General features: G+C 65.0%; 18 protein-coding genes and 1 pseudogene. 12 read left to right on the forward strand and 7 right to left on the reverse strand.

Features of this window, described 5'->3' with window-relative positions:
- The 6 genes and pseudogenes from ORS3428_RS07745 to ORS3428_RS07770 form a co-directional block, all read left to right on the forward strand.
- Positions 1 to 201, forward strand: a pseudogene (locus tag ORS3428_RS07745) (FMN-binding glutamate synthase family protein); the annotation flags it as partial.
- A 35-nt stretch (positions 202 to 236) separates the two neighbouring features.
- Positions 237 to 1544, forward strand: coding sequence for a type III glutamate--ammonia ligase (gene glnT / locus ORS3428_RS07750; protein ID WP_071096158.1), 1308 nt, complete (start codon positions 237 to 239; stop codon positions 1542 to 1544).
- Between the two features lie 83 nt (positions 1545 to 1627).
- Positions 1628 to 2881 (forward strand): sarcosine oxidase subunit beta family protein, encoded by a 1254-nt coding sequence (locus tag ORS3428_RS07755; protein ID WP_071096160.1) that lies wholly within the window; start codon positions 1628 to 1630, stop codon positions 2879 to 2881.
- A 10-nt stretch (positions 2882 to 2891) separates the two neighbouring features.
- Positions 2892 to 3167: a sarcosine oxidase subunit delta gene (locus ORS3428_RS07760; protein ID WP_071096162.1), complete on the forward strand. Its 276-nt coding sequence runs from the start codon at positions 2892 to 2894 to the stop codon at positions 3165 to 3167.
- Between the two features lie 178 nt (positions 3168 to 3345).
- Positions 3346 to 6324, forward strand: a complete 2979-nt coding sequence (locus tag ORS3428_RS07765; RefSeq protein ID WP_071096347.1) for a sarcosine oxidase subunit alpha — start codon at positions 3346 to 3348, stop codon at positions 6322 to 6324.
- The gene (locus ORS3428_RS07770) at positions 6317 to 6943 is read left to right on the forward strand and encodes a sarcosine oxidase subunit gamma (RefSeq protein ID WP_071096349.1); all 627 of its coding nucleotides are present in this window, start codon (positions 6317 to 6319) and stop codon (positions 6941 to 6943) included. Before ORS3428_RS07765 ends, ORS3428_RS07770 begins: the two co-directional genes overlap by 8 nt.
- Before the next feature lie 99 nt (positions 6944 to 7042).
- Here ORS3428_RS07770 and ORS3428_RS07775 read toward each other — a convergent pair whose 3' ends face one another.
- The 4 genes from ORS3428_RS07775 to ORS3428_RS07790 all read right to left on the reverse strand — a co-directional run bounded on the left by ORS3428_RS07775 (position 7043) and on the right by ORS3428_RS07790 (position 14180).
- A complete protein-coding gene (locus tag ORS3428_RS07775; RefSeq protein WP_071096164.1) occupies positions 7043 to 10192 on the reverse strand; it encodes an efflux RND transporter permease subunit in 3150 nt (1049 codons plus the stop codon).
- Positions 10193 to 10434: 242 nt separating this feature from the next.
- The gene (locus ORS3428_RS07780) at positions 10435 to 11601 is read right to left on the reverse strand and encodes an efflux RND transporter periplasmic adaptor subunit (protein WP_071096166.1); all 1167 of its coding nucleotides are present in this window, start codon (positions 11599 to 11601) and stop codon (positions 10435 to 10437) included.
- Positions 11602 to 11656: 55 nt separating this feature from the next.
- A complete protein-coding gene (locus ORS3428_RS07785) occupies positions 11657 to 12262 on the reverse strand; it encodes a TetR family transcriptional regulator (RefSeq protein WP_071096168.1) in 606 nt (201 codons plus the stop codon).
- Between the two features lie 277 nt (positions 12263 to 12539).
- Positions 12540 to 14180: an acyl-CoA synthetase gene (locus ORS3428_RS07790; protein ID WP_071096170.1), complete on the reverse strand. Its 1641-nt coding sequence runs from the start codon at positions 14178 to 14180 to the stop codon at positions 12540 to 12542.
- Positions 14181 to 14382: 202 nt separating this feature from the next.
- Between ORS3428_RS07790 and ORS3428_RS07795 the strand changes: the two genes are divergently transcribed.
- The 4 genes from ORS3428_RS07795 (at position 14383) to ORS3428_RS07810 (ending at position 19404) form a co-directional block, all read left to right on the forward strand.
- Entirely contained in the window at positions 14383 to 15348 is a 966-nt protein-coding gene (locus ORS3428_RS07795) for a sugar-binding transcriptional regulator (RefSeq protein ID WP_071096171.1), read from the forward strand.
- An 85-nt stretch (positions 15349 to 15433) separates the two neighbouring features.
- Positions 15434 to 17488 (forward strand): bifunctional aldolase/short-chain dehydrogenase, encoded by a 2055-nt coding sequence (locus ORS3428_RS07800; protein WP_071096351.1) that lies wholly within the window; start codon positions 15434 to 15436, stop codon positions 17486 to 17488.
- A 206-nt stretch (positions 17489 to 17694) separates the two neighbouring features.
- A complete protein-coding gene (locus ORS3428_RS07805) occupies positions 17695 to 18309 on the forward strand; it encodes a hypothetical protein (RefSeq protein WP_071096172.1) in 615 nt (204 codons plus the stop codon).
- Positions 18310 to 18333: 24 nt separating this feature from the next.
- Positions 18334 to 19404 (forward strand): D-alanine--D-alanine ligase family protein, encoded by a 1071-nt coding sequence (locus tag ORS3428_RS07810; protein ID WP_443136846.1) that lies wholly within the window; start codon positions 18334 to 18336, stop codon positions 19402 to 19404.
- Positions 19405 to 19735: 331 nt separating this feature from the next.
- On the opposite strand, the gene ORS3428_RS07815 is transcribed toward ORS3428_RS07810, so the two are convergent.
- From ORS3428_RS07815 to ORS3428_RS07825, 3 genes are all read right to left on the reverse strand, one after another.
- Complete coding sequence (locus ORS3428_RS07815; protein ID WP_071096174.1) at positions 19736 to 20788, reverse strand: substrate-binding domain-containing protein; 1053 nt, start codon at positions 20786 to 20788, stop codon at positions 19736 to 19738.
- 35 nt (positions 20789 to 20823) lie between these two features.
- Positions 20824 to 21819: an ABC transporter permease gene (locus ORS3428_RS07820; RefSeq protein WP_071096175.1), complete on the reverse strand. Its 996-nt coding sequence runs from the start codon at positions 21817 to 21819 to the stop codon at positions 20824 to 20826.
- Positions 21820 to 21897: 78 nt separating this feature from the next.
- Positions 21898 to 23409: a sugar ABC transporter ATP-binding protein gene (locus tag ORS3428_RS07825; RefSeq protein ID WP_071096176.1), complete on the reverse strand. Its 1512-nt coding sequence runs from the start codon at positions 23407 to 23409 to the stop codon at positions 21898 to 21900.
- Positions 23410 to 23546: 137 nt separating this feature from the next.
- On the opposite strand from ORS3428_RS07825, the gene mtnK reads away from it, so the two are divergent.
- Complete coding sequence (gene mtnK / locus ORS3428_RS07830; RefSeq protein ID WP_071096177.1) at positions 23547 to 24821, forward strand: S-methyl-5-thioribose kinase; 1275 nt, start codon at positions 23547 to 23549, stop codon at positions 24819 to 24821.
- On the forward strand, positions 24818 to 25912 hold the full coding sequence (mtnA, locus tag ORS3428_RS07835; protein ID WP_071096179.1) for an S-methyl-5-thioribose-1-phosphate isomerase: 1095 nt from the start codon (positions 24818 to 24820) through the stop codon (positions 25910 to 25912). The genes mtnK and mtnA overlap by 4 nt, the downstream gene beginning before the upstream one ends.
- Positions 25913 to 26136: the final 224 nt, after the last annotated feature.

Here is a 26136-nt window from a genome sequence, read left to right on the forward strand (position 1 = left end):
CCGATCGCGGCCGGACGGCGGCTGGCCAACTATCTCAAGGTGATGACGCTGGAGGCGCAGACGATCGCCCGCGCCTGCGGCAAAAATCACCTGCACAATCTCGAGCCGGAGGATCTCTGCGCGCTTTCGATCGAAGCGGCGGCCATGGCCGGCGTGCCGCTCGCCGGCACCGACTGGATACCGGGGAAGAACGGCTTCTAAACAGGCTTCCAAGACCACGTAAGCGAGGAACTATAATGGGGAACGATCTCGCCGCATTCGCCAAAGAGAACGGCGTCAAATATTTCATGATCTCCTACACCGACCTGTTTGGCGGCCAGCGCGCCAAGCTGGTTCCGGCGCAGGCGATCGCCGACATGCAGAAGGAGGGTGCCGGCTTTGCCGGCTTCGCAACCTGGCTCGACCTGACGCCGGCGCATCCCGACATGCTGGCGGTGCCGGATCCGGCTTCGGTGATCCAGCTGCCGTGGAAGCCGGAAGTCGCCTGGGTGGCCGCCACCTGCGTGATGGACGACAAGCTCGTCGACCAGGCGCCGCGCAACACGCTGAAGCGTGTGATCGAAGAGGCCGCCCGCGACGGCATGCATGTCAAGACCGGCATCGAGGCCGAGTTCTTCCTGATCTCGCCGGACGGCAGAGCCATCTCCGACCAGTACGACACGGCATCCAAACCCTGCTACGACCAGCAGGCGGTGATGCGCCGCTATGACGTCATCGCCGAAATCTGCGATCATATGCTGGCGCTCGGCTGGGGCCCGTACCAGAACGACCATGAGGACGCCAACGGCCAGTTCGAGATGAACTGGACCTTCGACGACGTCCTGGCGACGGCCGACAAGCACTCCTTCTTCAAGTTCATGGTCAAGTCGATCGCCGAGAAGCACGGCCTGCGCGCGACCTTCATGCCGAAGCCCTTCCAGGGGCTGACCGGCAATGGCTGCCACGCGCATATCTCGGTGTGGGACGAGGCCGGTAAGACCAATGTCTTTGCCGACAATTCGGAAGAACTCGGCCTGTCCGCCAAGGGCAGGAACTTCCTGGGCGGCATCATGAAGCATGCCTCGGCGCTTGCCGCGATCACCAATCCGACGGTGAACTCCTACAAGCGCATCAACGCGCCGCGCACCATCTCGGGCGCGACCTGGGCGCCGAACACGGTGACCTGGACCGGCAACAACCGCACCCACATGGTGCGCGTGCCTGGCCCCGGCCGCTTCGAGCTACGCCTGCCCGACGGCGCCGCCAACCCCTACCTGCTGCAGGCGGTCATCATCGCCGCCGGCCTCGACGGCATCCGCTCCAAGGCCGATCCGGGCAAGCTCTACGACATCGACATGTACCAGTTCGGCCATACCGTGACGGATGCGCCGAAACTGCCGCTCAACCTRCTTGATGCGCTGCGCGAGTTCGACAACGACAAATCGCTGAAGACGGCGCTAGGTGAGGAATTTTCGTCGGCATATCTAAAGCTGAAGCACCAGGAATGGAATTCCTATGCTTCGCACTTCACGCAGTGGGAGCGCGACCACACGCTGGACATCTAGAGCATCGGACCGAAGCGGTTCTCGGTTAAATCCGATGCGTCGGAAAAGGTCTGGCGTGGGGCGAGCGGCCTCGGAACGATTTTATGAAATACTCGATCTTCTCGCTCGCCCGCGCCGCCCTCTCCGGCCACAAGACCTGGAAGCCCACCTGGCGGGATGCCGCACCCAAGGATCGCTACGACGTGGTGATCATCGGCGGCGGCGGCCACGGGCTGGCGACGGCCTGGTTCCTGGCCAGCGAGTTCGGCATAYGCAACGTCGCGGTGCTGGAGAAAGGCTGGATCGGCTCCGGCAATGCCGGCCGCAACACCACTATCATCCGTTCCAATTACGGCCTGCCCGGCAATGTCGGCTTCTACGAATTGTCGATGAAGCTGTGGGAGCGGATGGAGCAGGACCTGAACTACAACGCGATGGTCAGCCAGCGCGGCGTCCTCAACCTCTATCACTCCGATGCACAGCGCGACGCCTTTGCCCGGCGCGGCAACACCATGCGCATCAACGGCATCGACGCCGAACTGCTCGACCAGGCGGCACTGCGAAAGATGCTGCCCTTCCTGAACTTCGACAACGCACGCTTCCCGGTGCAGGGCGGGCTGCTGCAGCGGCGCGGCGGCACGGCGCGGCATGATGCCGTGGTCTGGGGCTATGCGCATGCGGCGAGCGAGCTTGGTGTCGACATCATCCAGAACTGCGAGGTCACCGGCTTCGTGCGCGATGCCAACGGCAAGGTGACCGGTGTCGAGACCAGCCGCGGCAGGATCGGCGCCGGCAAGGTCGGCATGGCGGTCGCCGGCTCCTCGTCGCGCGTCGCCGCAATGGCCGGCCTGCGGCTGCCGATCGAAAGCCATGTGCTGCAGGCTTTCGTCTCCGAAGCGATCAAGCCGCTGCTTCCGGGCGTCATGACCTTCGGCGCCGGGCATTTCTATGTCAGCCAGTCCGACAAGGGCGGGCTCGTCTTCGGCGGCGATATCGACGGCTACAATTCCTATGCCCAGYGCGGCAACATGCCGGTCATCGAGGATGTCTGCGAGGGCGGCATGGCGCTGATCCCGATGATCGGCCGCATCCGGCTCCTGCGCCAGTGGGGCGGCATCATGGACATGTCGATGGACGGCTCGCCGATCATCGACAAGAGCCCGGTCGACGGCCTCTACCTCAATGCCGGCTGGTGCTACGGCGGCTTCAAGGCGACACCGGGGTCCGGCTTCGTCTTTGCCCATCTCATCGCCCGCGATGAGTCGCACAAGGAGGCTGCCCTGTTCCGCCTCGACCGGTTCCGCCGCGGCGCCATGATCGACGAGAAGGGCCAGGGCGCCCAACCGAACCTGCATTGAAGGCCCTGTCATGCGCATAGTCTGTCCCTTCTGCGGCGAACGCGAACTCGGCGAGTTCACCTATCTCGGCGATGCCAAGCCGCAACGCCCCGCAGCCGATGYCGGCGAGGATGCCGTCTATGACTACGTCTATCTGCGCGACAACGTCGCCGGCGTGATGAGCGAACACTGGTATCACGGCGGCGGCTGCCGGGCCTGGCTGAAGGTCACGCGCAACACGCTTACGCATGAGATTTCGGGCGTGGAGCCGGCGGCGGGCGCAGGCGCGATGCAGGTGGTGAAATGAATATTCCTGTTCAACTCGGCGCTGCCCCTCATCCGCCTGCCGGCACCTTCTCCCCGCATAGTGACGGGGAGAAGGAGGCAGGCCGCAACGCTGGTGATCTCCCTCTCCCCGTCCTTCACGGGGGGAGGGTAAGGGTGAGGGGCAGCGCGACGCTCTTGCATGAGGCGCGGGCATCGTGATTTCCAGCCAACCCAATCGTCTGACATCCGGCGGCCTTATCGACCGCTCGACCGCGCTCAGCTTCCGCTTCGACGGCAAGACGCTCTTCGGCTTCAAGGGCGACACGCTGGCTTCCGCGCTGGTCGCCAACGGCGTCAAGCTGGTCGGCCGCTCGTTCAAGTATCACCGCCCGCGCGGCATCCTGACGGCGGGCTCTGAAGAGCCCAACGCGCTGGTCGAACTGCGCAGCGGCGCGAGGCGTGAGCCGAACACCAAGGCGACGACGGCGGAGCTTTATGAAGGGCTCGAGGCCGCCAGCCAGAACCGTTGGCCCTCGCTCAATTTCGACCTGATGTCGGTCAATCAGCTCTTCGCGCCGATCTTCGTCGCCGGCTTCTACTACAAGACCTTCATGTGGCCGGCGAAGTTCTGGGAGGCGATCTACGAGCCCGCGATCCGTCGCGCCGCCGGCCTCGGGCGCGCGTCGGGCGTTCCCGATCCCGACCACTACGACAAGGCCTGGGCGCATTGCGACGTGGTGATCGCCGGCTCCGGCCCGGCCGGCCTCGCCGCCGCGCTTGCCGCCGGGCGCAGCGGCGCGCGCGYCATCCTGTGCGAAGAGGATTTCGCCCTCGGCGGCCGGCTGCTCGCCGATGGCGRCACGATCGACGGGCTGCCGGCCTCGGAATGGATCGCGCGTACGCTCGCCGAACTCGCGGCAATGCCGGAAGTCCGCATCATGACGCGCACGACGCTGTTCGGCGTCTATGACGGCGGCACCTATGGCGCGATCGAACGCGTCAATGATCATCTGCCGGAGCCGCCGGAGCATCAGGTGCGGCAGCGGCTGTGGCGGATCGTTGCCAAGCGCTGCGTGGTCGCCGCTGGTTCGATCGAACGTCCAATCGTCTTTGCCGGCAACGACACGCCGGGCGTGATGATGGCCTCCGCCATGCGCAGCTACATCAACCGCCATGCCGCGACGCCGGCGCGGCGCATCGCGCTGTTCACCAACAATGAGGACGGCTGGCGCACGGTGGAAACGGCTCTCGCGGCAGGGCTGCAGGTCGCCGCCGCGATCGACCCGCGGTCCGAGATTTCGCCCGCGCATCGCTCGCTTGCCAGCAAAGGCGGCTTCCCGCTGCTCAACGGCTCCGTCAGCGGCGTCGACGGCGGCAAGAACGGTGTGCGCAAGATTTCCGTCTCGCTGTCCGGCGGCGCGCGGGCCGAAGTCGAGGCGGACGGGCTTGCCGTCTCGGGCGGCTGGAACCCCGCGGTCGGRCTCACTTCCTATCATCGCGGCCGGCCGAAATGGYGCGACGACATCGCCGCCTTCGTGCCGGACGGCGCGCCGCCCGGGATGGTCGCGGCCGGTGCCGCCAATGGCGCCTTCGGCCTTGGCGCCTGTCTGCGCGAGGGGTTTGAGTCCGGCGCGGCCGCAGCGCGTGATACCGGGCACAGCGGCAATGTCGGGTCGATGCCGGTCGCAAACGACGAGGCTTTCTCGCTCACGCCGCTCTGGCATGTCGCCGGCAAGGGCAAGGCCTTCGTCGACCAGCAGCACGATGTGACGGCTTCCGACGTCGAACTGGCGCAGCGCGAGGGTTTTGAATCGGTCGAGCACCTGAAGCGCTACACCACGCTCGGCATGGCGACCGATCAGGGCAAGACATCCAATGTCGCCGGCCTCGCCATCATGGCGGCGGTCACCGGCAAGTCGATTGCCGAGACCGGCACGACGATCTACCGGCCGCCTTATGTGCCGGTCGCCATCGGCGCCTTCGCGGGCCACCACCGCGACGAGAATTTCCATGCGACGCGGCTGACGCCGTCGCATCACTGGGCCGCCGAACAGGGCGCGGTGTTCGTCGACACCGGGCTGTGGAAACGCGCGCAATGGTATCCGCGCGCCGGCGAGAAGGACTGGCTGGAGTCGGTGACCCGCGAGGTCAAGGCGGTGCGCAGCGGCGTCGGCTTCTGCGACGTCTCGACGCTCGGCAAGATCGACGTGCATGGCCCTGACGCCGGCGCCTTCCTCGACCGCGTCTACATCAACAGCTTCTCCAACCTTGCCGTCGGCAAGGCGCGCTACGGGCTGATGCTGCGCGAGGACGGCATCGTCTATGACGACGGCACGACCTCTCGTCTGGCCGAGAACTATTATTTCCTCACCACCACCACGGCGAAAGCCGGGCCGGTGATGCAGCATCTGGAGTTCTGCCGCCAGGTACTGTTCCCGGAGCTCGACGTGCAGCTGACCAGTGCCACCGACCAGTGGGCGCAATTCTCGATCGCCGGCCCGAAGACGCGCGATCTTCTGAAGGAGATCGTCGATCCGGCAGAAGACCTGTCGAACGAAGGTTTTCCGTTCATGGGCGCGCGCGAAGTCAAACTGCGCGGCGGCATAAAGGCTAGGCTGTTCCGCATTTCCTTCTCCGGCGAGATGGCCTTCGAGATCTCGGTGCCGGCGCGCTACGGCGAGGCGCTGGTTCGCAACCTGATGATCGCGGGCAAGCCTTTCGGCGTGACGCCCTACGGCACCGAGGCTCTCGGCGTGATGCGCATCGAGAAGGGCCATGTCGCCGGGCCGGAACTCAACGGCACCACGACCGCCGCCGACCTCGGCCTCGGCAAGATGATGTCGACCAAGAAGGATTTCATCGGCCGCGTCATGGCCTGCCGCGAGGCGCTTGTCGCGCCGAACCGGCAGGTTGTGGTCGGCATCAAGCCGACCGACAAGGCGCGCCGCCTGCGCTCCGGCGCGCATATCATCCCCAAGGGCGAGATCCCCGGCCCCGACAACGACCAAGGCTATGTCACCTCGGTCTGCTTCTCGYCGGTGCTCGACCAATGGATCGGGCTGGGACTCGTCGAACGCGGGCGCGAGCGCATCGGTGAGATCGTGCGGGCGCATGATCCGCTGCGCGGCGAGGAGTACGATGTCGAGCTCTGCAATTCCGTCTTCTACGATCCGGATGGAGGGCGCCAGYGTGGCTGAGTTTTCCTGGGATATTCGCAGCCCGCTGGATCGCGCGCTGAAGGTCGGGCGCTACGGCGCACAGGGCGATGCCGGCGTGTCGCTGACCGAGATCCGCAATTTCGATCTTGTCCAGGTGATGGCGCGGCGCGGCAGGGCTGCCGAGATGGTCAAGGCCGCGAAGGCGCGCTTCGGGGTCGCCGCACCGGAAACGCCGAGGGCGGTGGGCACTGCCGACACGACGCTGATCTGGTCGGGTCCGGACCAATTCTTCGTGCTGTCGAAAGGCGGCAAGCACACGGTCGACGCGCTCGGCCAGGCGTTCTCGGCTTCGTCCTCGCTGTCGGACCAGTCGCATGCGCGGGCCCTGATCAGCATTTCCGGCGCCAAGGCGCGCTCGATGCTCGCCAAGCTGTCGTCGATCGACCTGCATCCCGAAATGTTCCCGGTCGACGCGGCTGCCGCCACCTCGATGGATCATACCAGCGTCACGCTCTGGCGCGGCAAGGACCGGGATGACGGCCAGACCGTGTTCAACCTGTTGGTATTCGCGACCTTCGCCGAGAGCCTCTGGCACACCATGCTCGACGCGAGCGCTGAATACGGCATCGCGATCGCGCATTCGGAGAACCTTGGCTGACGGCCAGTCGGCCGGGTTTCGCACGCCGCCACCCCAAACGCAGATCATCCGCCACCGACTTTCGCCGATGGCGGATGATCCAAGGTTGCCACCTTTATTCTATTCCGCAGCCAAGGCCAGCTGCGGTCTTTCGATGCCTTCGATCTGCTCCGGTTCCACGACCGGTTCGTCGGTCTTTGCCTTCTTGGGCTCGCGGCCGAAGAACAGCGCGTAGCCAGCCGGCAGCACCAGGATGGTGAGCACGGTGGCGACCAGGATGCCGCCCATCATGGCGTAGGCGAGCGGTCCCCAGAAGACGGCTCGCGAGATCGGGATCAGCGCCAGCACTGCGGTCAGCGCCGTCAGCATGATCGGCCGGAAGCGGCGCACGGCAGCACCGACGATGGCCTCCTTTCGATCCATGCCCGCCGCGATATCCTGGTCGATCTGGTCGACGAGGATGATCGAGTTGCGCATGATGATGCCGAGYAGCGCGATCACGCCGAGGATGGCGACGAAGCCGAACGGCGCGCCGCTGATCAGCAGCGCCGCGGCGGCGCCGATGATGCCGAGCGGACCGGTGGCCAGCACCAGCATCGACTTGCCGAAATGCTGCAGCTGCACCATCAGCAATATGACGATGATGGCGAGCATGATCGGCGCCTTGGCGGCGATCGAGGCCTRGCTTTCGGCGGAGTCTTCCGCGCCACCCTGGATCTCGATCTTATAGCCGGGCGCAAGGCCGGCCCGCAGGTCCTTCATGTCGTTGTACATCTTGGTGACGACGTCGTTCGACTGCACGCCGTCCGGCAGCGTGGCACGCACGCTGATGGTCGGCAGGCGGTCGCGCCGCCATTCGATGCCCTGCTCCATGACGGGCACAACCTTGGCCACCTGCGACAGCGGCACCGAGCCGCCGAAGTCGGTCGGGATGTAGACCGAGTCGACCGAGGACAGCAGATGGCGCGTTGCGTCCGGCTCGCGGGCGACGATCGAGACCGTCTCCTCGCCGTCGCGGAAGTCATCAAGCGGCGCGCCTGACATCGTCGCCTGCAGCATCTGGCGGATGCGCTGCGAGGTCACACCGAGGGCGCGGGCGCGATCCTGGTCGATCACCAGCTTCATCGCCGGCACCGGCTCCAGCCAATCGTCATGAACGGCGCCGAGCAGCGGGTTCGCCTGGAACCTCGCCTTCACCTCGTCGGCGATACGGCGGATCTCCTTGCGGTCCGGACCCATGACGCGCATCTGCACCGGCCAGCCGGTCGGGGGCCCAAGGAACAGGCGGTCGACCTTGGCGCGGATCGAGGGGAAGTCCTCAGCAAGGATCTTGCGCATCTTAACGATCAGCCGCTCGCGCGCCGGCTCATCCTTGGCCATCACCAGGAGTTGCGCGAAGTTCGGATTCCTGAGCTGTTGGTCGAGCGGCAGGAAGAAGCGCGGGGCACCTTCGCCGATATAGGTGGCGATGAAGCGCTTGTCCTGGTCGTCCATCATCCTGGCTTCGAGCGCCTTGGCCTGGTTCTCGACCTCCTTGATGCTGGTGCCTTCCGGCAGCCAGAGATCGACCAGGATTTCCGGACGCGAGGATTGCGGGAAGAAGTTCTGCGGGATGAACTGGAAGGCCCAGAGGCTCGTGGCGAAGGTAACCAGCGTCATCGCCAGCACGATGATGCGGTGGCGCACGGCCCACGTGACCGTCGCGCGCAGCCGCCGGTAGAAGCGCGTGTCGAAGACATCGTGGTGGGTGCCGGCGTGCTTGCGCTGCTTCAGGATCATGTGGCCGAGCCACGGCGTGAAATAGACCGCGACGAACCACGACACCACCAGCGCGATGCCGACGACGTAGAACAGCGTGCGTACATATTCGCCGGCGGTGGAGGCCGCGAAGCCGACCGGGATGAAGCCCGCGGTGGTGATCAGCGTGCCGGTGAGCATCGGGAAGGCGGTGGACGAATAGGCGAAGCTTRCCGCTTCGATCTTGACCAGCCCCTCCTCCAGCTTCCGCTCCATCATCTCGACGACGATCATGGCGTCGTCGACGAGGAGACCCAGCGCAATGATCAGCGCGCCGAGCGAGATGCGCTGCAGGTCGATGCCGAGTTCGTACATGATGGCGAAGGTGGCGGCGAGCACCAGCGGGATGGCGATCGCAATCACCAGGCCCGAGCGCCAGCCGATCGACAGGAACGAGACGACAAGCACGATGAGCAGCGCTTCGCCGAGCGCCTCCATGAACTCGTTCACGGCATCTTTGACGACCTCTGGCTGGTCGGAGATCTGGTCGACCGAAACGCCGTAAGGCAGCCCTTCCTCGAAGCGCTTGTAGGTCGCCTCGACATCCTTGCCGACGTCCCTGACGTTGAAGCCCTTGGCCATGACGACGCCGACCTGGACGCTCTCATGGCCGTTGAAGCGGTACTTGCGCTGGAAGGGATCCTCCAGGCCAGAGGTGACGGTGGCGATGTCACCGAGCCGCGTCACCTGGTTGCCGGCGCGCAGTCTCAACTCGCGGATGTCGGCGGCCTTGGTGACGTCGCCCTCGACCGAGATGCGGACCGAGCGCAGGCCAGTGTCGACCGAGCCCGCGGGATCGACGGCGTTCTGCCCTTTCACGGCGTTCTGCAGGTCGAGTATGGTCAGGCCGCGCTCGGCGAGCGCCTTCGACGAGACGTCGATATAGATCTTCTCCGGCTGATCGCCGATGATGACAGCCTTCTCGACGCCCGGCGTCGTCAACAGCATGTCGCGTGCCTGGATGGCGAACTTCTTCAATTCCGGATAGGTGTAGCCGTCGCCGCTGATCGAATGCAGCGTGATGAAGGTGTCGCCGAACTCGTCGTTGAAATACGGCCCGAGCAGGCCCTGCGGCAGTTCGTTGGCGATGTCGCCGACCTTCTTGCGCACTTGGTAGAAAGCGTCCTTCACCTCCTCGGCATTGGTGTCGCCCTTGACCTGCAAGGTGATGATGGCGCTGCCGGCGCGCGTGTAGGAGCGCACGAAATCGAGATGCGGCGTTTCCTGCAGCTTGCGCTCGATCTTGTTGACGACCTGGTCCTCCATGTCCTGGATCGAGGCGCCCGGCCAGATCGCCTGCACCACCATGACGCGGAAGGTGAAATCCGGATCTTCCTTCTGGCCCATGCGCATCAGGCCGAGCGCGCCGGCGAGGATGATCAGGCCGAACAGGAAGCGCGCGATGCTCGGATGTCCGATCGCCCAGCGCGAGAGATTGAAGGGCCGCTTGTCAGTGCTGCTGTCGGTGGTCATGGCGCAAGTCCAGTCCAATTGGTCGGCAAAGCACGCTTGCCATACTCGTGAATTCTCGGTCGGGTTTCCGGGCGGCGAGCACCTCAAGCGGAGAGAGGCTCGCAATCGCGTTTGAGCGGCCTTGCTGCGGGGGAGCCAACATGCCGGCATCTCGCGATCGGGCGCCTRCCGCCCGGAACCCATGCCCTCCCCGGCCCGCGGCTCACGCAGCGAGAGCGGGAAAGGCGTTCGTGTGCCTCGCGTCAGCGAAGACTGCTGGTGGTGCCGACGTCCTCCTCAGCGGAGGCGGATTGCTGGGCGACGTCGCCGGAAAGCTTGACCTTCAGGTTCTCGGTCATGAATTGGGTGCCGGCCGCAACCACCACGTCGCCCTGCTTCAGGCCATCGGAAACGGCGACGCCGTCGGCGGTGAAGCTGGCAATCTTGATCGGGCGCGGATGCACCGTGGCGCTGGCGCGGTCGACCGTCCAGACGATCTTCTTGCCGTCCTTCTCGGCGATCGCGGTCAGCGGGATCGAAACATGCTCAGCCTTGCTGCCGACCGTTGCCGCGACATTGGCGGTCATGCCAAGCAGCACGCGCGGATCGTTGGGGAGCGAGACCCGAACCGCGAAGGTTCGCGACTGCGGATCGGCGCTGCCGGCGACTTCGCGGACCTTGCCGTCGAGGGTGAGCCCCTCGTCCGACCAGAAGCTCGCCTTGACTTCCTTGCCCGGCCGGAAGCCGGCTATGTCCATCTCGGGCACGGCAATCAGCACTTCCTTCTCGCCGTCGACAGCAACCGTCATCACCGGCGCCCCGGCGCTGACGACCTGGCCGATATCGGCCGAGATCGCGGTGACGATACCAGCCTTGCTGGCCTTGAGGTCGGTGTAGTGGACCTGGTTCTGCGCCTGGGCGAGGGTCGAGCGGGCGGCATCGCGTGTCGCCACGGCCTGGTCATAGCTGAGCACGGCTTGATCGAGCTGCGACTTCGGCGCGAAGTTCTTGGCAAAGAGCTGCTCGGCGCGCTTCCTGGCGAGGTCGACCGTCTCGACCTGACGCTCGGCAGCATCAAGGCTTGCCTGGGCGCTCTTCACCGACAGTTCGTAGTCGGAGGGGTCGATGYGGGCGAGCACGTCGCCGGCATTTACGTGCTGGCCGATGTCGACGAGACGCTCGGTGACCTTGCCGGCGATGCGGAAGCCGAGATTCATCTCGGTGCGGGCGCGCACGGCGCCGGAATAGTCGAGCTGGCGGCTGGTCTCGGCTTCGCCGATCTCGACGACCTTGACCGGCCGGACGACTTCCTGGACGGCCGCCGCCTTCTCCTGGCTGCAGCCGGCAAGCCCGAGCGCCGCGACGACCATGCCGACGACCGGRAGGCCGGCGGCCGGCAGCCTGAGGAGGATGGAATTGGACAAAGACACCTTAGCACTCCCGGACTGGAGATGAGTTTCGACACCGGCACCCGGCGGGCAGCGGCTATTTCAAGGCTCTGATTGCGAATTCGATGAGGTCTTCGGGCATGGCCCGGTTGGTCTTGGCGAGGCACTGCGCCACCATCTGCGGATGGCACAGGATGAGCGTGGTGGCACCGAAGCAGCGCGAGGCGATGACCGGATCCTGTTTCCTGAACTCGCCGGCCTTGATGCCCTCGCGGATCACGTCCGCCAGCAGATCGTGGATGCGGTCGACATGTTTGTCGATGACGCCCCAGTCGCGCTCGAGCGCGACGATGACCATCTCATGGACCTTCTGCTCATCAAGCATGGTCTCCAGCGTCATTTTGTGCTGGGCTTGCACGTAGCGGCGCAATCGCTCCTCGGCGCTGATCGGCAGGCGTGAAATCTCGTAGGCCTGCTGGTAGCTGGCGCCGAGCATGCGGCCGCAGACGGCCTGGTGGATCTCAACCTTGGAGGCGAAGAAACGGTAGATGTTGGCCGGCGACATGCCGAGTTCACGGGCAATGTCGGCAACGTTGGTCTTGCTGTAACCATAATGCCGGAACAGGCGCTCGGCGCAGTCGAGAATGCGGGTCACATTCTCCTGTCTGGCGGGGTCGGCCACGATGTTGGCGGCTTCTGACATGGCGCTTTCGTTTGACGAGTGACGAATTTCAATTTTCGTCAGCCGTAAATCGAAAGGCGCGAAGAGTCAACGCGAATTCGATGTACGCGTACCGGTTGGTGACATATGGTGACAGGAGCAGGGTCGGCGGCTGACATTAGCGACTAGCCGTCGGCGCCTGTGTGGTCGTCATCCTAGGGTTTCCGCGAGGTCCCTTCGCGACTGCTCCACCCTAGGATGACGAAATCGGGCATGCAGGCGCAAACTGTCGAGGCACCGCGATGTTCGAAGGAGCGAACTACATCCCCTTCGCCATTTCCCTCAGCCGGAACTTCTGGATCTTGCCGGTCGAGGTCTTGGGGATCTCGGCGAAGACCACAGCCTTCGGCACCTTGAAGCGCGCGAGCAAGCCGCGGCAGTGCTCGATGATCTCGGCCTCGGTCGCTGCCTTGCCGGGCTTCAGCTCGACATAGGCGACCGGCACCTCGCCCCATTTCTCATCGGCGCGGGCGACCACGCCGCAGGAGGCGACGGCAGGATGCTTGTAGAGCGCGTCCTCGACCTCGATGGATGAGATGTTCTCGCCGCCAGAGATGATGATGTCTTTGGAGCGGTCCTTGAGCTGGATGTAGCCGTCCGGATGCATGACGCCGAGATYGCCGGAGTGGAACCAGCCGCCGGCGAAGGCCTCGTCGGTMGCCTTGCGGTTCTTCAGGTAGCCCTTCATGACGATGTTGCCGCGGAACATGACCTCGCCGAGAGTCGCGCCGTCGGCCGGCGTTTCCGTCATCGTTTCGGGGTTCATCACCGTCAGCCCTTCGAGTGCGGCATAGCGCACGCCCTGGCGCGCCTTCTTCGCCGTTCTCGCTCCCTTCTCCAGTTCGTCCCACTCATTGTGCCATTCGTTGACGACGGCCGGCCCGTAAGTCTCGGTCAGGCCGTAGAGATGGGTGACAGCGAAACCGGCATCGGCCATGCCGGAAAGCACCGCTTCCGGCGGCGGCGCGGCGGCCGTGTTGAAGGTGACGGCCTGCGGGAACTGGCGCTTGTCCTCCTCCTTCGCGTTGATCAGTATCGACATGACGATCGGCGCGCCGCAGAGATGGGTGACGCCGTGGTCGGCGATYGCGTCATAGATCGGTTTCGCACGCACCCAGCGCAGGCAGACATGGGTGCCGGCCTGGACGGCAAGCGTCCAGGGGAAACACCAGCCGTTGCAGTGGAACATCGGCAGCGTCCACAGATAGACCGCATGCTTGGCCATGCCGGCATGGATGGTGTTGGTGTAGGCCATCAGGGCGGCGCCGCGATGGTGATAGACGACGCCCTTCGGATTGCCGGTGGTGCCGGAGGTGTAGTTGAGCGAGATGGCGTCCCACTCGTCGTCGGGCACCGACCAGGCGAACGCCTCGTCGCCCCCGGCGACGAACTCCTCATAGTCGAGCGTGCCGATCCGCTCGCCCTTCGGATAGGGCGCGTCAGTAGCATAGTCGGGATCGTCATAGTCGATGACCAATGGCTTGGCCTTGGCCAATGCCAGCGCCTCCTTGACCACGCCYGAGAATTCGCGGTCGACTATCAGCACTTTGGTGTCGGCATGGTCGAGCTGGAAGGCGATGACGGCGGCGTCGAGGCGCGTGTTCAGCGAATGCAGCACCGCCTTGGTCATCGGCACGCCGAAATGCGCCTCCAGCATCGGCGGCGTGTTCGACAGCATCACCGTCACCGTATCACCCTTGCCGATGCCGTGCTTCGAGAGCGCCGAGGCGAGCTTCAACGCGCGGCGCCAGAACTCGCGATAGGAGATGCGCTGGCTGCCGTGGATGATGGCGACATGGTCGGGATAGGTCTTGGCCGCGCGCTCCAGATAGGTGAGCGGCGTCAGCGGCTGGTGGTTGGCGGCGTTCCGGTCGAGATCCTGTTCGTAGGGATTGGCCATCCCATCCTCCCAAAAGTCTTTTTGAGCTTTCTAGCCGCAGGCCCGCGATCATGCCATCCCCCCGAACGAGCGAGAAATGCTATGATACGCGTCCTTGCTGGAATGGCCGTCTTGATCGGACCGCGCCAGCAGGCGTTTGCACCAAACCGCGCCGATTTGACTTTTGTCGAGAGCCGTGACTAATGTCAGCCGAGGAGGCGGCATGGCGATCCGACCGGCAGAACAGCTCATCCACAAGGCCGCCTGGCTTTACTATGCGCATGGCCTTCGCYAGGACGAAGTGGCGAACCAGCTCAAGATTTCGCGCGCGTCGGTCGCCATGTACTTGCGCAAGGCGCGCGAGACCGGCATCGTCAACATCTCGACCTCGACGCAGCYCTTCACCGACGACGTCACGGCGCGCAGGCTGGAGGACGCCTTCAAGCTGGACGCCGTCTGGATCGCGCCGGAAAACGCCTATGTCGCAGACCCGTCGACCGATATCGCGGTGCTGGCGGCAAGCGTCTTTCTGGAACTGGTGAAGAAGGGCGACCGCATCGGCGTCGCCTGGGGCCGCACCGTCTACACCATCGCCGATATCATGTCCTATGCCGACTTGCAGGACGTCACCGTGGTGCAGCTCTGCGGCAATCTCGGCGCGCCCTACTTCTATCGGCCCGACCAATGCACGATGGAGATTGCGCGGCGGCTGAACGCCAAGGGCCTCAATTTCTACGCCCCTCTGGTGCTGTCGACCGAGGAACTCGCGCGTGGCCTGCGCGCAGAACCGGTGATCCGCGACCAGCTCGCCGGGATCAGCGATTGCGATCTGGCGCTCTACTCCGTCGGCGCGGTCGATGCGGACAGCCATCTGGTGAAATGTGGTGCGTTGACGCCGGCCGAAATGACGGCGCTTCGCAAGGAGGGCGYCGCCGGCGTGATCGCGGGACAGATCATCGACGCCAACGGCGAGGTGCTCGACTGCAGCTACAACCGGCGTGTCATCTCCGCCGACCTCGCCTCGCTGCGCGCCATCGCGAAACGGCTGATGGTGGTGCAGGAGGACAGCAAGTTCGAGCCGCTGCTTGCGGCAATCGCCGGCGGGCTCTGCTCGCACCTCGTGGTCGGCGCGCATATGGCCGCGCGCCTTCTCGAGCACGCAGGCGCCGCAARCAAAAAGGCCTCCTAGAAAACCACCCTCGCCGCTTCTGTCATCAGGACGTCGCGGCTTCCTGTTCATGAGCAACAAAAAGACGGACATCGGACGGAACGAAATGAAGAACCTTTGGAACGACGCCGACGCGGAAAAGATGGTCGCCGACTATGCGAAGAAGGGCGTCGGCCGCGACCTGGCGCTGCGCGTCTACACGACCCGTCTCCTCGGCGGTGAACCGCGGCTCGTGCTGCATGGCGGCGGCAACACCTCCTGCAAGACCAAGGCCACCGATCTGGTCGGCGACGAATGGGACGTGCTCTGCGTCAAGGGCAGCGGCTGGGACATGGCCGTTATCGAGCCRCAAGGCCTGCCGGCGGTGAAGATGGGCGCGCTCATCAAGGCGCGCGGGCTGGACAAGCTGTCGGACGAGGACATGGTGGCGCTGCAGCGCTCCAACCTCATCGACCCCGCCTCCCCCAACCCGTCGGTCGAGACGCTGCTGCACGCCTTCCTGCCGCACAGATTCGTCGACCACACGCATTCGACGGCCATCCTTGCCATCGTCGACCAGGACGACAGCAAGGCGCTGATAAAGACGGTGTTCGGCGACAGACTAGGCTACGTGCCTTACATCAAGCCGGGCTTCGACCTCGCCAAGGTAGCGGCGGAAGTTTTTGATGCCGATCCGAGCGTCGAGGGCCTGATCCTCGACAAGCACGGCATCTTCACCTTCGGCGACAATGCCAGGCAGGCTTATGACCTGATGATCCACTATGTGAACGTCGCCGAGGAGTATGTCGCCAAGAACGGCAGGCCGCAGGCGGCCAAGGCGGCGCTGCCGGCGAAGCTTGCCAGGCCAAGCGACATCGCGCCGATGCTGCGCGGCGCGGTGGCGGTGGCGCGCGGCGAAGGCCGCTTCGACCGCATGATCAGCGACTTCCGCACTTCCGACGCGATCGTCGACTTCATCAATTCGATCAAGATCGCCGACCTGGCCGGGCGCGGCGTGTCGACGCCGGACCTCTCGATCCGCATCAAGACCGGGCCGATGGCGGTTCCGGCCCCTGACGCCGACAAGCTCGGCGACTACAAGGCCGTCATCCGCAGCCATGTCGAGGCCTTCGCCAAGGACTACCGCGCCTATTTCGAGACCAATGATGCGCTGGACGACGTCAAGCGCACCATGCTCGACCCGATGCCGCGCCTGACGCTGGTGCCAGGGCTGGGCATGTTCGGCCATGGCCGCACGCTGAAGGACGCGAAGATCGCCTCCGATGTCGGCGAGATGTGGATCGAGGCGGTGCGCGGCGCGGAAGCCATCGGCAATTTCCAGCCGCTCTCCAAGGCTGATCTCTTCCCGCTCGAATACTGGTCGCTGGAGCAGGCGAAGCTTGCTTCGAACAAGCCGAAGCCGCTGACCGGCCAGGTGGTGCTGGTTACCGGCGGCGCCGGCGCGATTGGGGCGGCGACGGCCAAGCTGTTCGCCGCCAACGGCGCGCATGCCGTCATCGTCGATCTCGATCCGGCCAAGGCTGCCGAGGCGGCGAAGGCGGCCGGCAACAATTCGATCGGTGTCGGCGCCGACATCACCAACCCGGCCGAGATTCGGGCCGCCTTCGATAAGGCGGTCGCCGTCTATGGCGGCGTCGACATCCTGGTCTCGAATGCCGGCGCCGCCTGGGAAGGCCGGATCGGCGAGCTCGACGACGCTCTCCTGCGCAAGAGCTTCGAGCTCAACTTCTTCGCCCACCAGTCGGCAGCGCAGAACGCTGTGCGCATCATGCTGGAACAGGGCACGGGCGGCGTGCTGCTCTTCAACACCTCCAAGCAGGCCGTCAATCCCGGGCCGAAATTCGGCGCCTATGGCCTGCCGAAGGCAGCAACGCTATTCCTGTCTCGGCAATATGCGCTGGACTATGGCGCGCACGGGATCCGCTCCAATGCTGTAAATGCCGACCGCATCCGGTCCGGGCTCCTGACCGACGCGATGATCGCCAGCCGCTCCGGCGCGCGCGGCGTGTCGGAAAAGGAATACATGTCCGGCAACCTGCTCGGGCAGGAGGTGACGGCCGACGACGTGGCGCAGGCCTTCCTGCACCAGGCGCTGGCCGAGCGCACCACCGCCGACGTGACGACGGTGGATGGCGGCAATATCGCCGCGGCGCTGCGCTGAACTACATAACTTGGAGCGGTTTCGWCGTTTCACGAACCGCTTCATCTCTTTGTGTTGACGCAGTTGCGGACGGAAAACCGCTTCGCACTTTGTGCTGGGAAACTGCTCCAACGGGTCAAAATCCCGCTGCAATCCGTCGCTTGTCTCTCACGCAGCTTTAGGGGGTGCCTTGTGTCTCTCATGCGAGACCCAAGGCTGGAGCCGGTATGCAATCCAGGGAAGTGCCTTATTTCAGCCAGTGGGAATCGCCCGGCATGACTTTGCCGCTTTTGGCAGAGGGACCGTCGGCACTGCATCGCGATCCGCTGTGGCGCAACTCCGGCGCGGAGACGGTCGAGGACTATGCGCGCTGGGCCGTCAATGTCTGCGGCATGGCCTGCCTGAAAATGATCCTTGCCGTGCGCGGCGAAATCCATCCGACGCTTGAGCTCGCCCGCGCCTGCACGGCCTATGGCGGCTATGTCGTCAATGACGGGGACGGTTCGATCAAGGGGTTGATCTACGAGCCCTTTGTCCGGTTCGTCCGCGAACGTTTCAGCCTGTCCGCCGAGACGATGACGAATGTCGATGCGGCAATGGTGCCCGGACTTCTTTCGCGGTGGAGCTACTTCATCGCCTCTGTGCATCCCGGGATCCGCTGGCCGGAGCGCGAGCCGCCGTCGAAGGGCGGGCATCTGGTGCTGGTGACTGCAGCCTCGCCAGGCGAAATCCGTTTCCACAATCYATCCGGCCATGACCGGCAGAGTCAGGCAAACGTCACGTTGCCGCTCGCCTCCTTCGATGGCTTTTTCGCCCGGCGTGGCATCGCCGTCGGGTTCTGATCTTGATCATTAGGGGAGATGTCGATGGCCGAGAAAAGACTGCGTATTGGTGTGCTCTTTGGCGGGCGATCCGCTGAGCACGACGTGTCAGTGCTTTCGGCGACCAACGTCATGCTCGCGCTGGAGCCGGCGAAATACGATGCCGTTCCGATCTTCGTCACCCGCGATGGGCAATGGCTGCTCAGCCGCTTCGAGGACGGCGCGCTGACCAAACCCTTGAGCGGGGCGGAGGTCTGCCTGGTGCCGGGAGGGCGTGGACGAATGCTGGCCGTTCCGGCCGGTGAGCAACCTCGCGAACTGCCCGCAATCGACATCCTGTTCCCCGTCCTGCACGGTCTCCATGGCGAGGACGGCGCCGCGCAGGGCCTGGCGGAAGTGGCGCGCGTGCCGCTTGCCGGCTGCGGCATCCTGGGCTCGGCCACGGCCCTCGACAAGGATATCGCCAAGCGGCTGCTGAAGGCGGCCGGCCTGCCCACGGCGCGTTCCATCACAACCCTGGTCGGGGCGGCGCCGACCTTCGCGGAGATCGAGCAGGCGCTCGGGCTTCCCGTCTTCATCAAGCCGGCCCGCCAGGGGTCCTCCGTCGGCGTCAGCAAGGTTGCCGATGAAAAGGGTTACCAGGCGGCGCTCGCCGAAGGGTTCAAGCACGACGGCAAGCTTCTGGCGGAGGAATTCATCCGCGGCCGCGAGATCGAGTGCAGCGTTCTGGAAGACACAGAAGGGGGCCTGTTCGTTTCCCGTCCCGGCGAGATCGTGCCCGCCGACAGTCACGGCTTCTACAGCTATGACGCCAAATACATCGACAAGGACGGAGCGGCATTGAAGGTGCCCGCCGAACTCCCCGAAAAGATCGAAGGCGATATCCGCGAGACGGCGGCGAAGGCGTTCCGTGCGCTGGGCTGCGACAGCATGGCCCGCGTCGACTTCTTCGTGAGGGCGGACATGACGTTCCTGATCAACGAGCTCAACACCATTCCGGGTTTCACCGACATCAGCATGTACGCCAAAGCAATGGCGGCAAGCGGCGTCAGCTACCCGGAAGTCATCGACCGGCTGGTGGCGCATGGGCTCGCCCGCGCCGCGCGGTCGGGCTGATAGGCGGCAGCAGCAAAAAAGAGCGGCCCGAGAGCCGCTCTTTCTCTGATCGCTAAAGCACGCCGCATAAGACTGCCTCACGCGAGGCGCTCTGATCATATTTGGCGGTCGGCGCTGCCCCTCATTGCCCTGCCGGGCATTTCTCCCCGTATAGTGACGGGGAGAAAGACGCCGCCACCGGCGGTTTCGCCAATCTCAGGCGTTGTAGGAAATGCGCCAAGGTCGCGGCCATCCCCTTCTCCCCGTCACTATACGGGGAGAAGGTGCCGGCGGGCGGATGAGGGGCAGCGCCGACGTTTCCAATGCTGCCGATAGCGCTTTTCAGACCAGCTTACTTGGCGTTCGGGTTCGGCATCCAGGCAGGCATGGCGACATCGGCATGGGCGAACTGCGGCAGCTTGGCCGACAGGTCCTCCATGTTCTTGATGTCCTTGTCGAGGAGCTCCTTCTGGGTGATCAGCGTCGGCGGCACGATCACATTGTGGCCGGGATCCTCGCCGGCGAGCAGCTGCGCCAGCGCGCGTACCGAGACCTGGCCGACGACGGCCGGGTTGGTGGCGGCGGTGGCGGCCCAGGCGCTGTCCGGCTCGCGCATCGCGGCAATGTCCGAGGTCGAGATGTCAGCCGAGTAGATCTTGATGCCCTTGTTGAGGCCTGCCTCGTCCACGGCGATCTTCACGCCCTTGGCGAATTCGTCATAGGGGGCGAACATCACCTTGATGTCGGGATGCGCCTGCAGCACAGAGCGCGCCTGGTTGGCGACGGAGTTGGCGATCGGGTTGTCGAGCGTGCCGAACATGGCCACTTCGTTGATGCCCGAATATTTCTTCTTCACGTCGACCCAGGTCTCGTTGCGGCGGTCGAGCGGCGCGATGCCGGCGACATAGACATAGCCGGCCTTCCAGCTCTCGCCATTATCCTTGACCRCCTGCTCGAGCGCGAGCTTTGCCAAGTCGCGGTCGGACTGTTCGATCTGCGGGATCTTCGGGTTCTCGACATTGACGTCGAAGGCGACGACCTYGATGCCGGCGTCGACCGCACGCTGGGCAGCGTCCTTCATCGATTCCGTCAGGYCGTGCTGGATGATGATGCCCTGCACGCCGAGCGCAATCGCCTGGTCGACCATATCGGCCTGGAGCGCTGCATCCTGGCGGCTGTCCAGCACGCGCAGGTCGACGCCAAGCGCCTTGGCCTGCGCCTCGACGCCGGAGAGATAGGCCTGGAAGAAGTCACCGGTCGAGAGATAGCGCACCAGCGCGATCTTCACGCCGGGCTTGTCGAATGGCGCCGGGCGGTCGGCCGCAAGTGCCGTCCCCTGCATCAGCAGCGCCGCGCCCGCGAGGCCAAGCGCGGCCTTGCCCAAAAGTCTTCTTGTGATGCTCACGTCGATTTCCTCCGTTGTTTATGCCCCGGTCGAAACTATCTCTTGCCCCTGCCGGAAAGGGCGAAGGTGAAGACAAGGGCGACGACAAGCACCGCGCCCTTGACGAAGTCCTGCGTGTAGTAGGGAGCGTTCATCATCGTCAGGCCTTGCAGCAGGACGCCGACGAACACCGCGCCGACGGCCGTGCCGAAGGCGTTGGGCTTGGCGGCGCCGAGCACCGCGTAGCCGATGAGCGCCGCGGCGACAGCGTCGAGCAGCAGATTATTACCGGAGGCGATGTCGCCGCGTCCAAGCCGGGCGGCGAGCAAAATTCCGCCAATCGAGGCGAAAACTCCCGAAATGACGTAGGCCCAGATCTTGTATGCCTTGACAGGCGCGCCGGCGAGTTCGGYGGCGCGTTCGTTGCTGCCGACGGCATACATCATGCGGCCGAAGCGGGTGTATTCGAGGAAGAACCAGATCAGCACCGCCAGCACGACCAGCACCACCACGGAGACCGGGATCAGGCTCGGGATGAAGAAGTCGATGCGGTGGCGGCCGAGCGCCAGGAAGGCTTCCGAGAACTTGCCGTTGGCGACCGAACCGTCGGGCATCGTCATGCCGGTCGCGATCGAGCGGCCCTCGGTCGGAATGCGCTGGAGGCCGAGAAGCAGGAACATCATGCCGAGCGTGGCGAGCAGATCCGGCACGCGCATATAGACGATCAGCCAGCCATTGATCAGGCCGACGACAATGCCGATCGCCAAGCAGGCGATGACGGCGACAATGGCGTTCTGCTGCAGCACCACCATGGCGTAGGAGGCCGCCATCATGGCGCTGGTGGCGACCGAGCCGATCGACAGGTCGAAGCCGCCGACGACGAGCGTCGCTGTGACGCCGAGCGCTAGCACGCCGGTGATGGCGACCGACTGGAAGATGAAGACCGCGCTCTGCGGCGAGACGAAACCGTCGGCGGCGATCGTGAAATAGGCGATCAGCCCGGCCAGAAGCACGATGAAGCCGTAGCGGATGGCATAGTCACGCGACGTCATCGAACGCTCCCGCGTTGTTGCCCTCTCTGCCAAACTGGAACTCATGCATGCACTCCAAGTCTCGTCATCAGTGCGGCCTCACGCCCCACCGTGCAGCGGCCCGCCGGCCACCTCAGCCAGCAGCCGGTCGAGGTCGATATCGGCGTTCCGATGCTCGCCGACGATCGTGTGTTCCGACATCACCAGGATGCGGTCGGCGGTCTCCAGCGCCTCGTCGATCTCGGTGACGAAGAGCAGTGTGGCGCGGCCGTCGGCGCTTGCCCTCAGCTTGGCGGCGATGTCGCGCCTGGCAGAGATGTCGACGCCCTGGAACGGCTCGTCGAGGATGAAGAGGCGCGAAGTCTGCGACATCCAGCGCGCCACCATCACCTTCTGCTGGTTGCCGCCCGATAGCGCCGAGAGCTCGTCCCTCTCGGAGCGGCAGACGATGCCGAGCTCGCCGATCTGGCGGCGGGCGGCGACGCGCTCGGCGCGGCGCCGCATGACGCCGAAGTCTGACATGCGCTTGAGGAAAGGCAGGCTGATGTTGCGCTCGATGTTGAAGCCGCCGACGATGCCGCTCATCGCACGGTCCTTGGCGACGAGGAAGACACCGGCAGCGATCGCCTCGCGCGCCGATTGCGGCGCATAGGGCCTGCCGTCCATGTGCATGCTGCCGGCAAGCGGCCTGCGCACGCCAAACAGCGTCTCGGCCAGCGCCGTCTTGCCGACGCCGACCAGGCCGGTGATCGCCACCACCTCGCCGGCGCCGAGCGTCATCGAGATCGGTTTGGCGCCATGCGCCAATTGCAGGCCTTCGGCGGTGAAGATTGCGCGCGCCGAGTTTCTGGCGACCAGCCGGTCGAGATGGATCTTGCGGCCGAGCATGGCGTTGACGGCGCCCTCATAGTCGAGCGGCTTCCGGTCGAAGACACCGGCGATGACGCCGTCGCGCATCGAGACGATACGGTCGGCCAGCCGCCGGATATCGGACATGCGGTGCGAGATGTAGAGGATGGCGACGCCCTGCCCACGTAGCCGGTCGATCAGCGAGAACAGCCGGTCTGCTTCGGCGCTCGACAGCGAGGAGGTCGGCTCGTCGAGGATCAGCACCTTGGGCCGGTGCGCCATAGCCCGCGCAATCGCCACCATCTGCCGGTCGGCGAGCGAAAGGTCGGCAACACGCGCCCTGAGATCGATGGCGAGCCCYATGCGGTCGGCGACGGCCCCGGCTTCGGCGCGGACATCGGCAGGCTTGAACAGCAACGACGCGCCCTTGCCGCTCAGCCGGTCGAGCGTCAGGTTGGTGGCGACGTCGAGATCGGCCACCACGCCGTCGTTTATGTTCTGGTGGACGGTGACGACGCCGGCGCGGATCGCTTCCGCCGGGGTGCCGGGATCGAAAGCCTGGCCGGCAAGTTGCATCGTGCCGCCGCCGCGCACGTAGACGCCGCTGATGATCTTGACCAAAGTGGATTTGCCGGCGCCGTTGGCACCCATCAGCACCGTCACCTCGCCTGCAAACAGGTCGAGCGAGATGCCGCCAAGCACCTCGTTCTGGCCGAAGGATTTCCTCAGGCCCTCCACACGGAACACGGCATCTGCGCCCATTCGTTCCTCCCTGACCGTGACGCTATGGGGTCACTCATCAATTGTCAACACGATTGACAATTGCCAGAGCGCTACCTAGCTTGGCCCCGCCGCCGTGGCTCCGCTATCGTCGCAGACCACGCGCAGGAGGGGAGAGGATGACCGAGAAGAATCCGTTCGAAGCATTGTCGGTGGAGACGCTGCCGAAGCGCCTTGGCGCCAATGAAGCGCTGACCGAGCGCATCGGCAAGGATGCCAGTCAGTGGAAAGTACGCGAGGTCGGCGACGGCAATCTGAACCTCGTCTTCATCGTCGAGGGCGACAAGGGCGCGGCGGTGGTGAAGCAGGCGCTGCCCTATGTGCGGCTGGTCGGCGACARCTGGCCGCTGCCCTTGAAGCGCTCCTTCTTCGAATATCATGCGTTGACCAGGCAGGAGCGCCGAGCGCCCGGCTCGGTGCCGGCGATCTACCATTTCGACGAGACCCAGGCGCTGATCGTGATGGAGTATCTGGCACCGCCACATGTCATCCTGCGGCGCGCGCTGATCGACGGCCGCGAGCTGCCGAACATCGCGCGCGACATCGGCCTCTTCATGGCCCGCACGCTGTTCCGCGGCTCCGACCTGTCGATGGCGACGCGCGAGCGCAAAACCGATCTCGCGCTCTTTGCCGACAATGTCGAGCTCTGCGACATCACCGAGAACCTGGTGTTCTCCGACCCCTATTTCGACGCGAAGATGAACCGACACACCAGCCCGCAGCTCGACGGTCTTGTCGCCGAACTGCGYGCCGACCGCGACCTCAAGGTCGAGGCGCAGCGGCTGAAGCATCTCTTCGCCGCCAATGCCGAGACGCTGCTGCATGGCGACCTGCATTCCGGCTCGATCATGGTGACCGACTCCGAGACCCGGATGATCGATCCGGAATTCGCCTTCTACGGGCCTATCGCCTTCGACGTCGGCATGCTGCTCGCCAATTTCTGGATGGCCTTCTTCGCGCAGCGCGGCCACGAGGAGAAAGGCAGCCGCGACTCCATGCGCGCCTATCTTCTCAAAGTCACCGCCGAGACCTGGGCCGTCTTCCGCGCCGAGTTCTCGCATCTGTGGCGGACCGAGCGCACCGGTATCCTTTATCAGCGAAGCCTGTTCGAGCATCAGGGCGACAGGCTCGGCGCCGAACAGGCGCTCGATCACATGCTCTCCGGCATCTGGACCGACCTGCTCGGCTTTGCCGGCATCGAGGTGCACCGTCGCATCCTCGGCCTCGCCCACAACGCCGATTTCGAGACCATTGCCGACGCAGACCTGCGCGCCACATGTGAGGCCAAGGCGTTGCGCTTCGGTCGCCACATCGCCGTCAACCGGCGTCAGATCCACAGCATCGACGAGGTCAACAAAATGGCCTCGCTGATCGAACAGGAGAGCAGCCTTTGAACGTCGGCGAACGCCACTACCGCACCATTTGGCTCAGCGACGACAAGCGTTCGGTCGAGATCATCGACCAGCGCTGGCTGCCGCATGAGTTCCGCATCGAGAAGATCGGAACCGTCGCCGGCATCGCCACCGCGATCCGCGACATGTGGGTGCGCGGCGCGCCGCTGATCGGCGTCACCGCCGCCTATGGCGTCGCCATCCAGATGACCGACGATGCGTCGGACGAAGCGCTCGACGCGGTGTGGGAGACGCTGCACAAGACGCGGCCGACGGCGATCAACCTGCGCTGGGCGCTCGACGAGATGCGGCGCACCCTGAAGCCGCTCGCGCCAACAGCGCGCGCTGAGGCTGCCTACCGGCGCGCCGCGGAGATCGCCGACGAGGATGTCGGGCTGAACCGCGCCATCGGCGAGAACGGGCTTGCCATCATCAAGGCGATCGCGGCGAAGAAGAAGCCGGGCGAGACGGTCAACATCCTCACTCATTGCAATGCCGGCTGGCTGGCGACGGTCGACTACGGCACCGCCACCGCGCCGATCTATCTGGCGACCGAGGCCGGCATCCCGGTCCACGTCTTTGTAGACGAGACCAGGCCGCGCAACCAGGGCGCCCAGCTGACCGCCTGGGAGATGGCCGGGCACGGCGTGCCGCACACGCTGATCGTCGACAATGCGGGCGGCCATCTGATGCAGCATGGCGACATCGACATGGTCATCGTCGGCACCGACCGCACGACCGCCAATGGCGACGTCTGCAACAAGATCGGCACCTATCTCAAGGCGCTCGCCGCCGCCGACAATGACGTGCCCTTCTATGTCGCGCTCCCCTCGCCCACCATCGACTGGACGGTCGCCGACGGGCTTGCCGAGATCCCGATCGAGGAACGCTCCGGCGACGAGGTCTCCCTGGTCTGGGGCAGGACGGCGGACGGCAAGATCGCACAGGTGCGTGTGTCACCAGATGCGACCCCAGCGGCCAACCCCGCCTTCGACGTGACGCCGGCGCGGCTGGTCACCGGCCTGATCACGGAGCGCGGCGTGGCAAAGGCCTCGCGCGAGGGGTTGAAGGCGATGTTTCCGGAGCGGGGGTGACGGCTAATCTCCCCCAGCACTTCGTCATCCTCGGGCTTGACCCGAGGATCCATTCCGTGACCTCCGGCATAGGCGCTACGGCGCAGAATTCTGTAATCGTTGCAACGCTTTAGCGTCACGGCGTGGATCCTAGGGTCCGCGCGCGTCGCTTCGCTCCTTGCTCCGGCCTAGGATGACGACCGAATGTCATCCCCAATTGACATCACTTATCCGCCCTTCCATAC

It is taken from the genome of Mesorhizobium sp. ORS 3428 (assembly GCF_001854785.1).
In the GTDB taxonomy this organism is placed as follows: domain Bacteria; phylum Pseudomonadota; class Alphaproteobacteria; order Rhizobiales; family Rhizobiaceae; genus Mesorhizobium.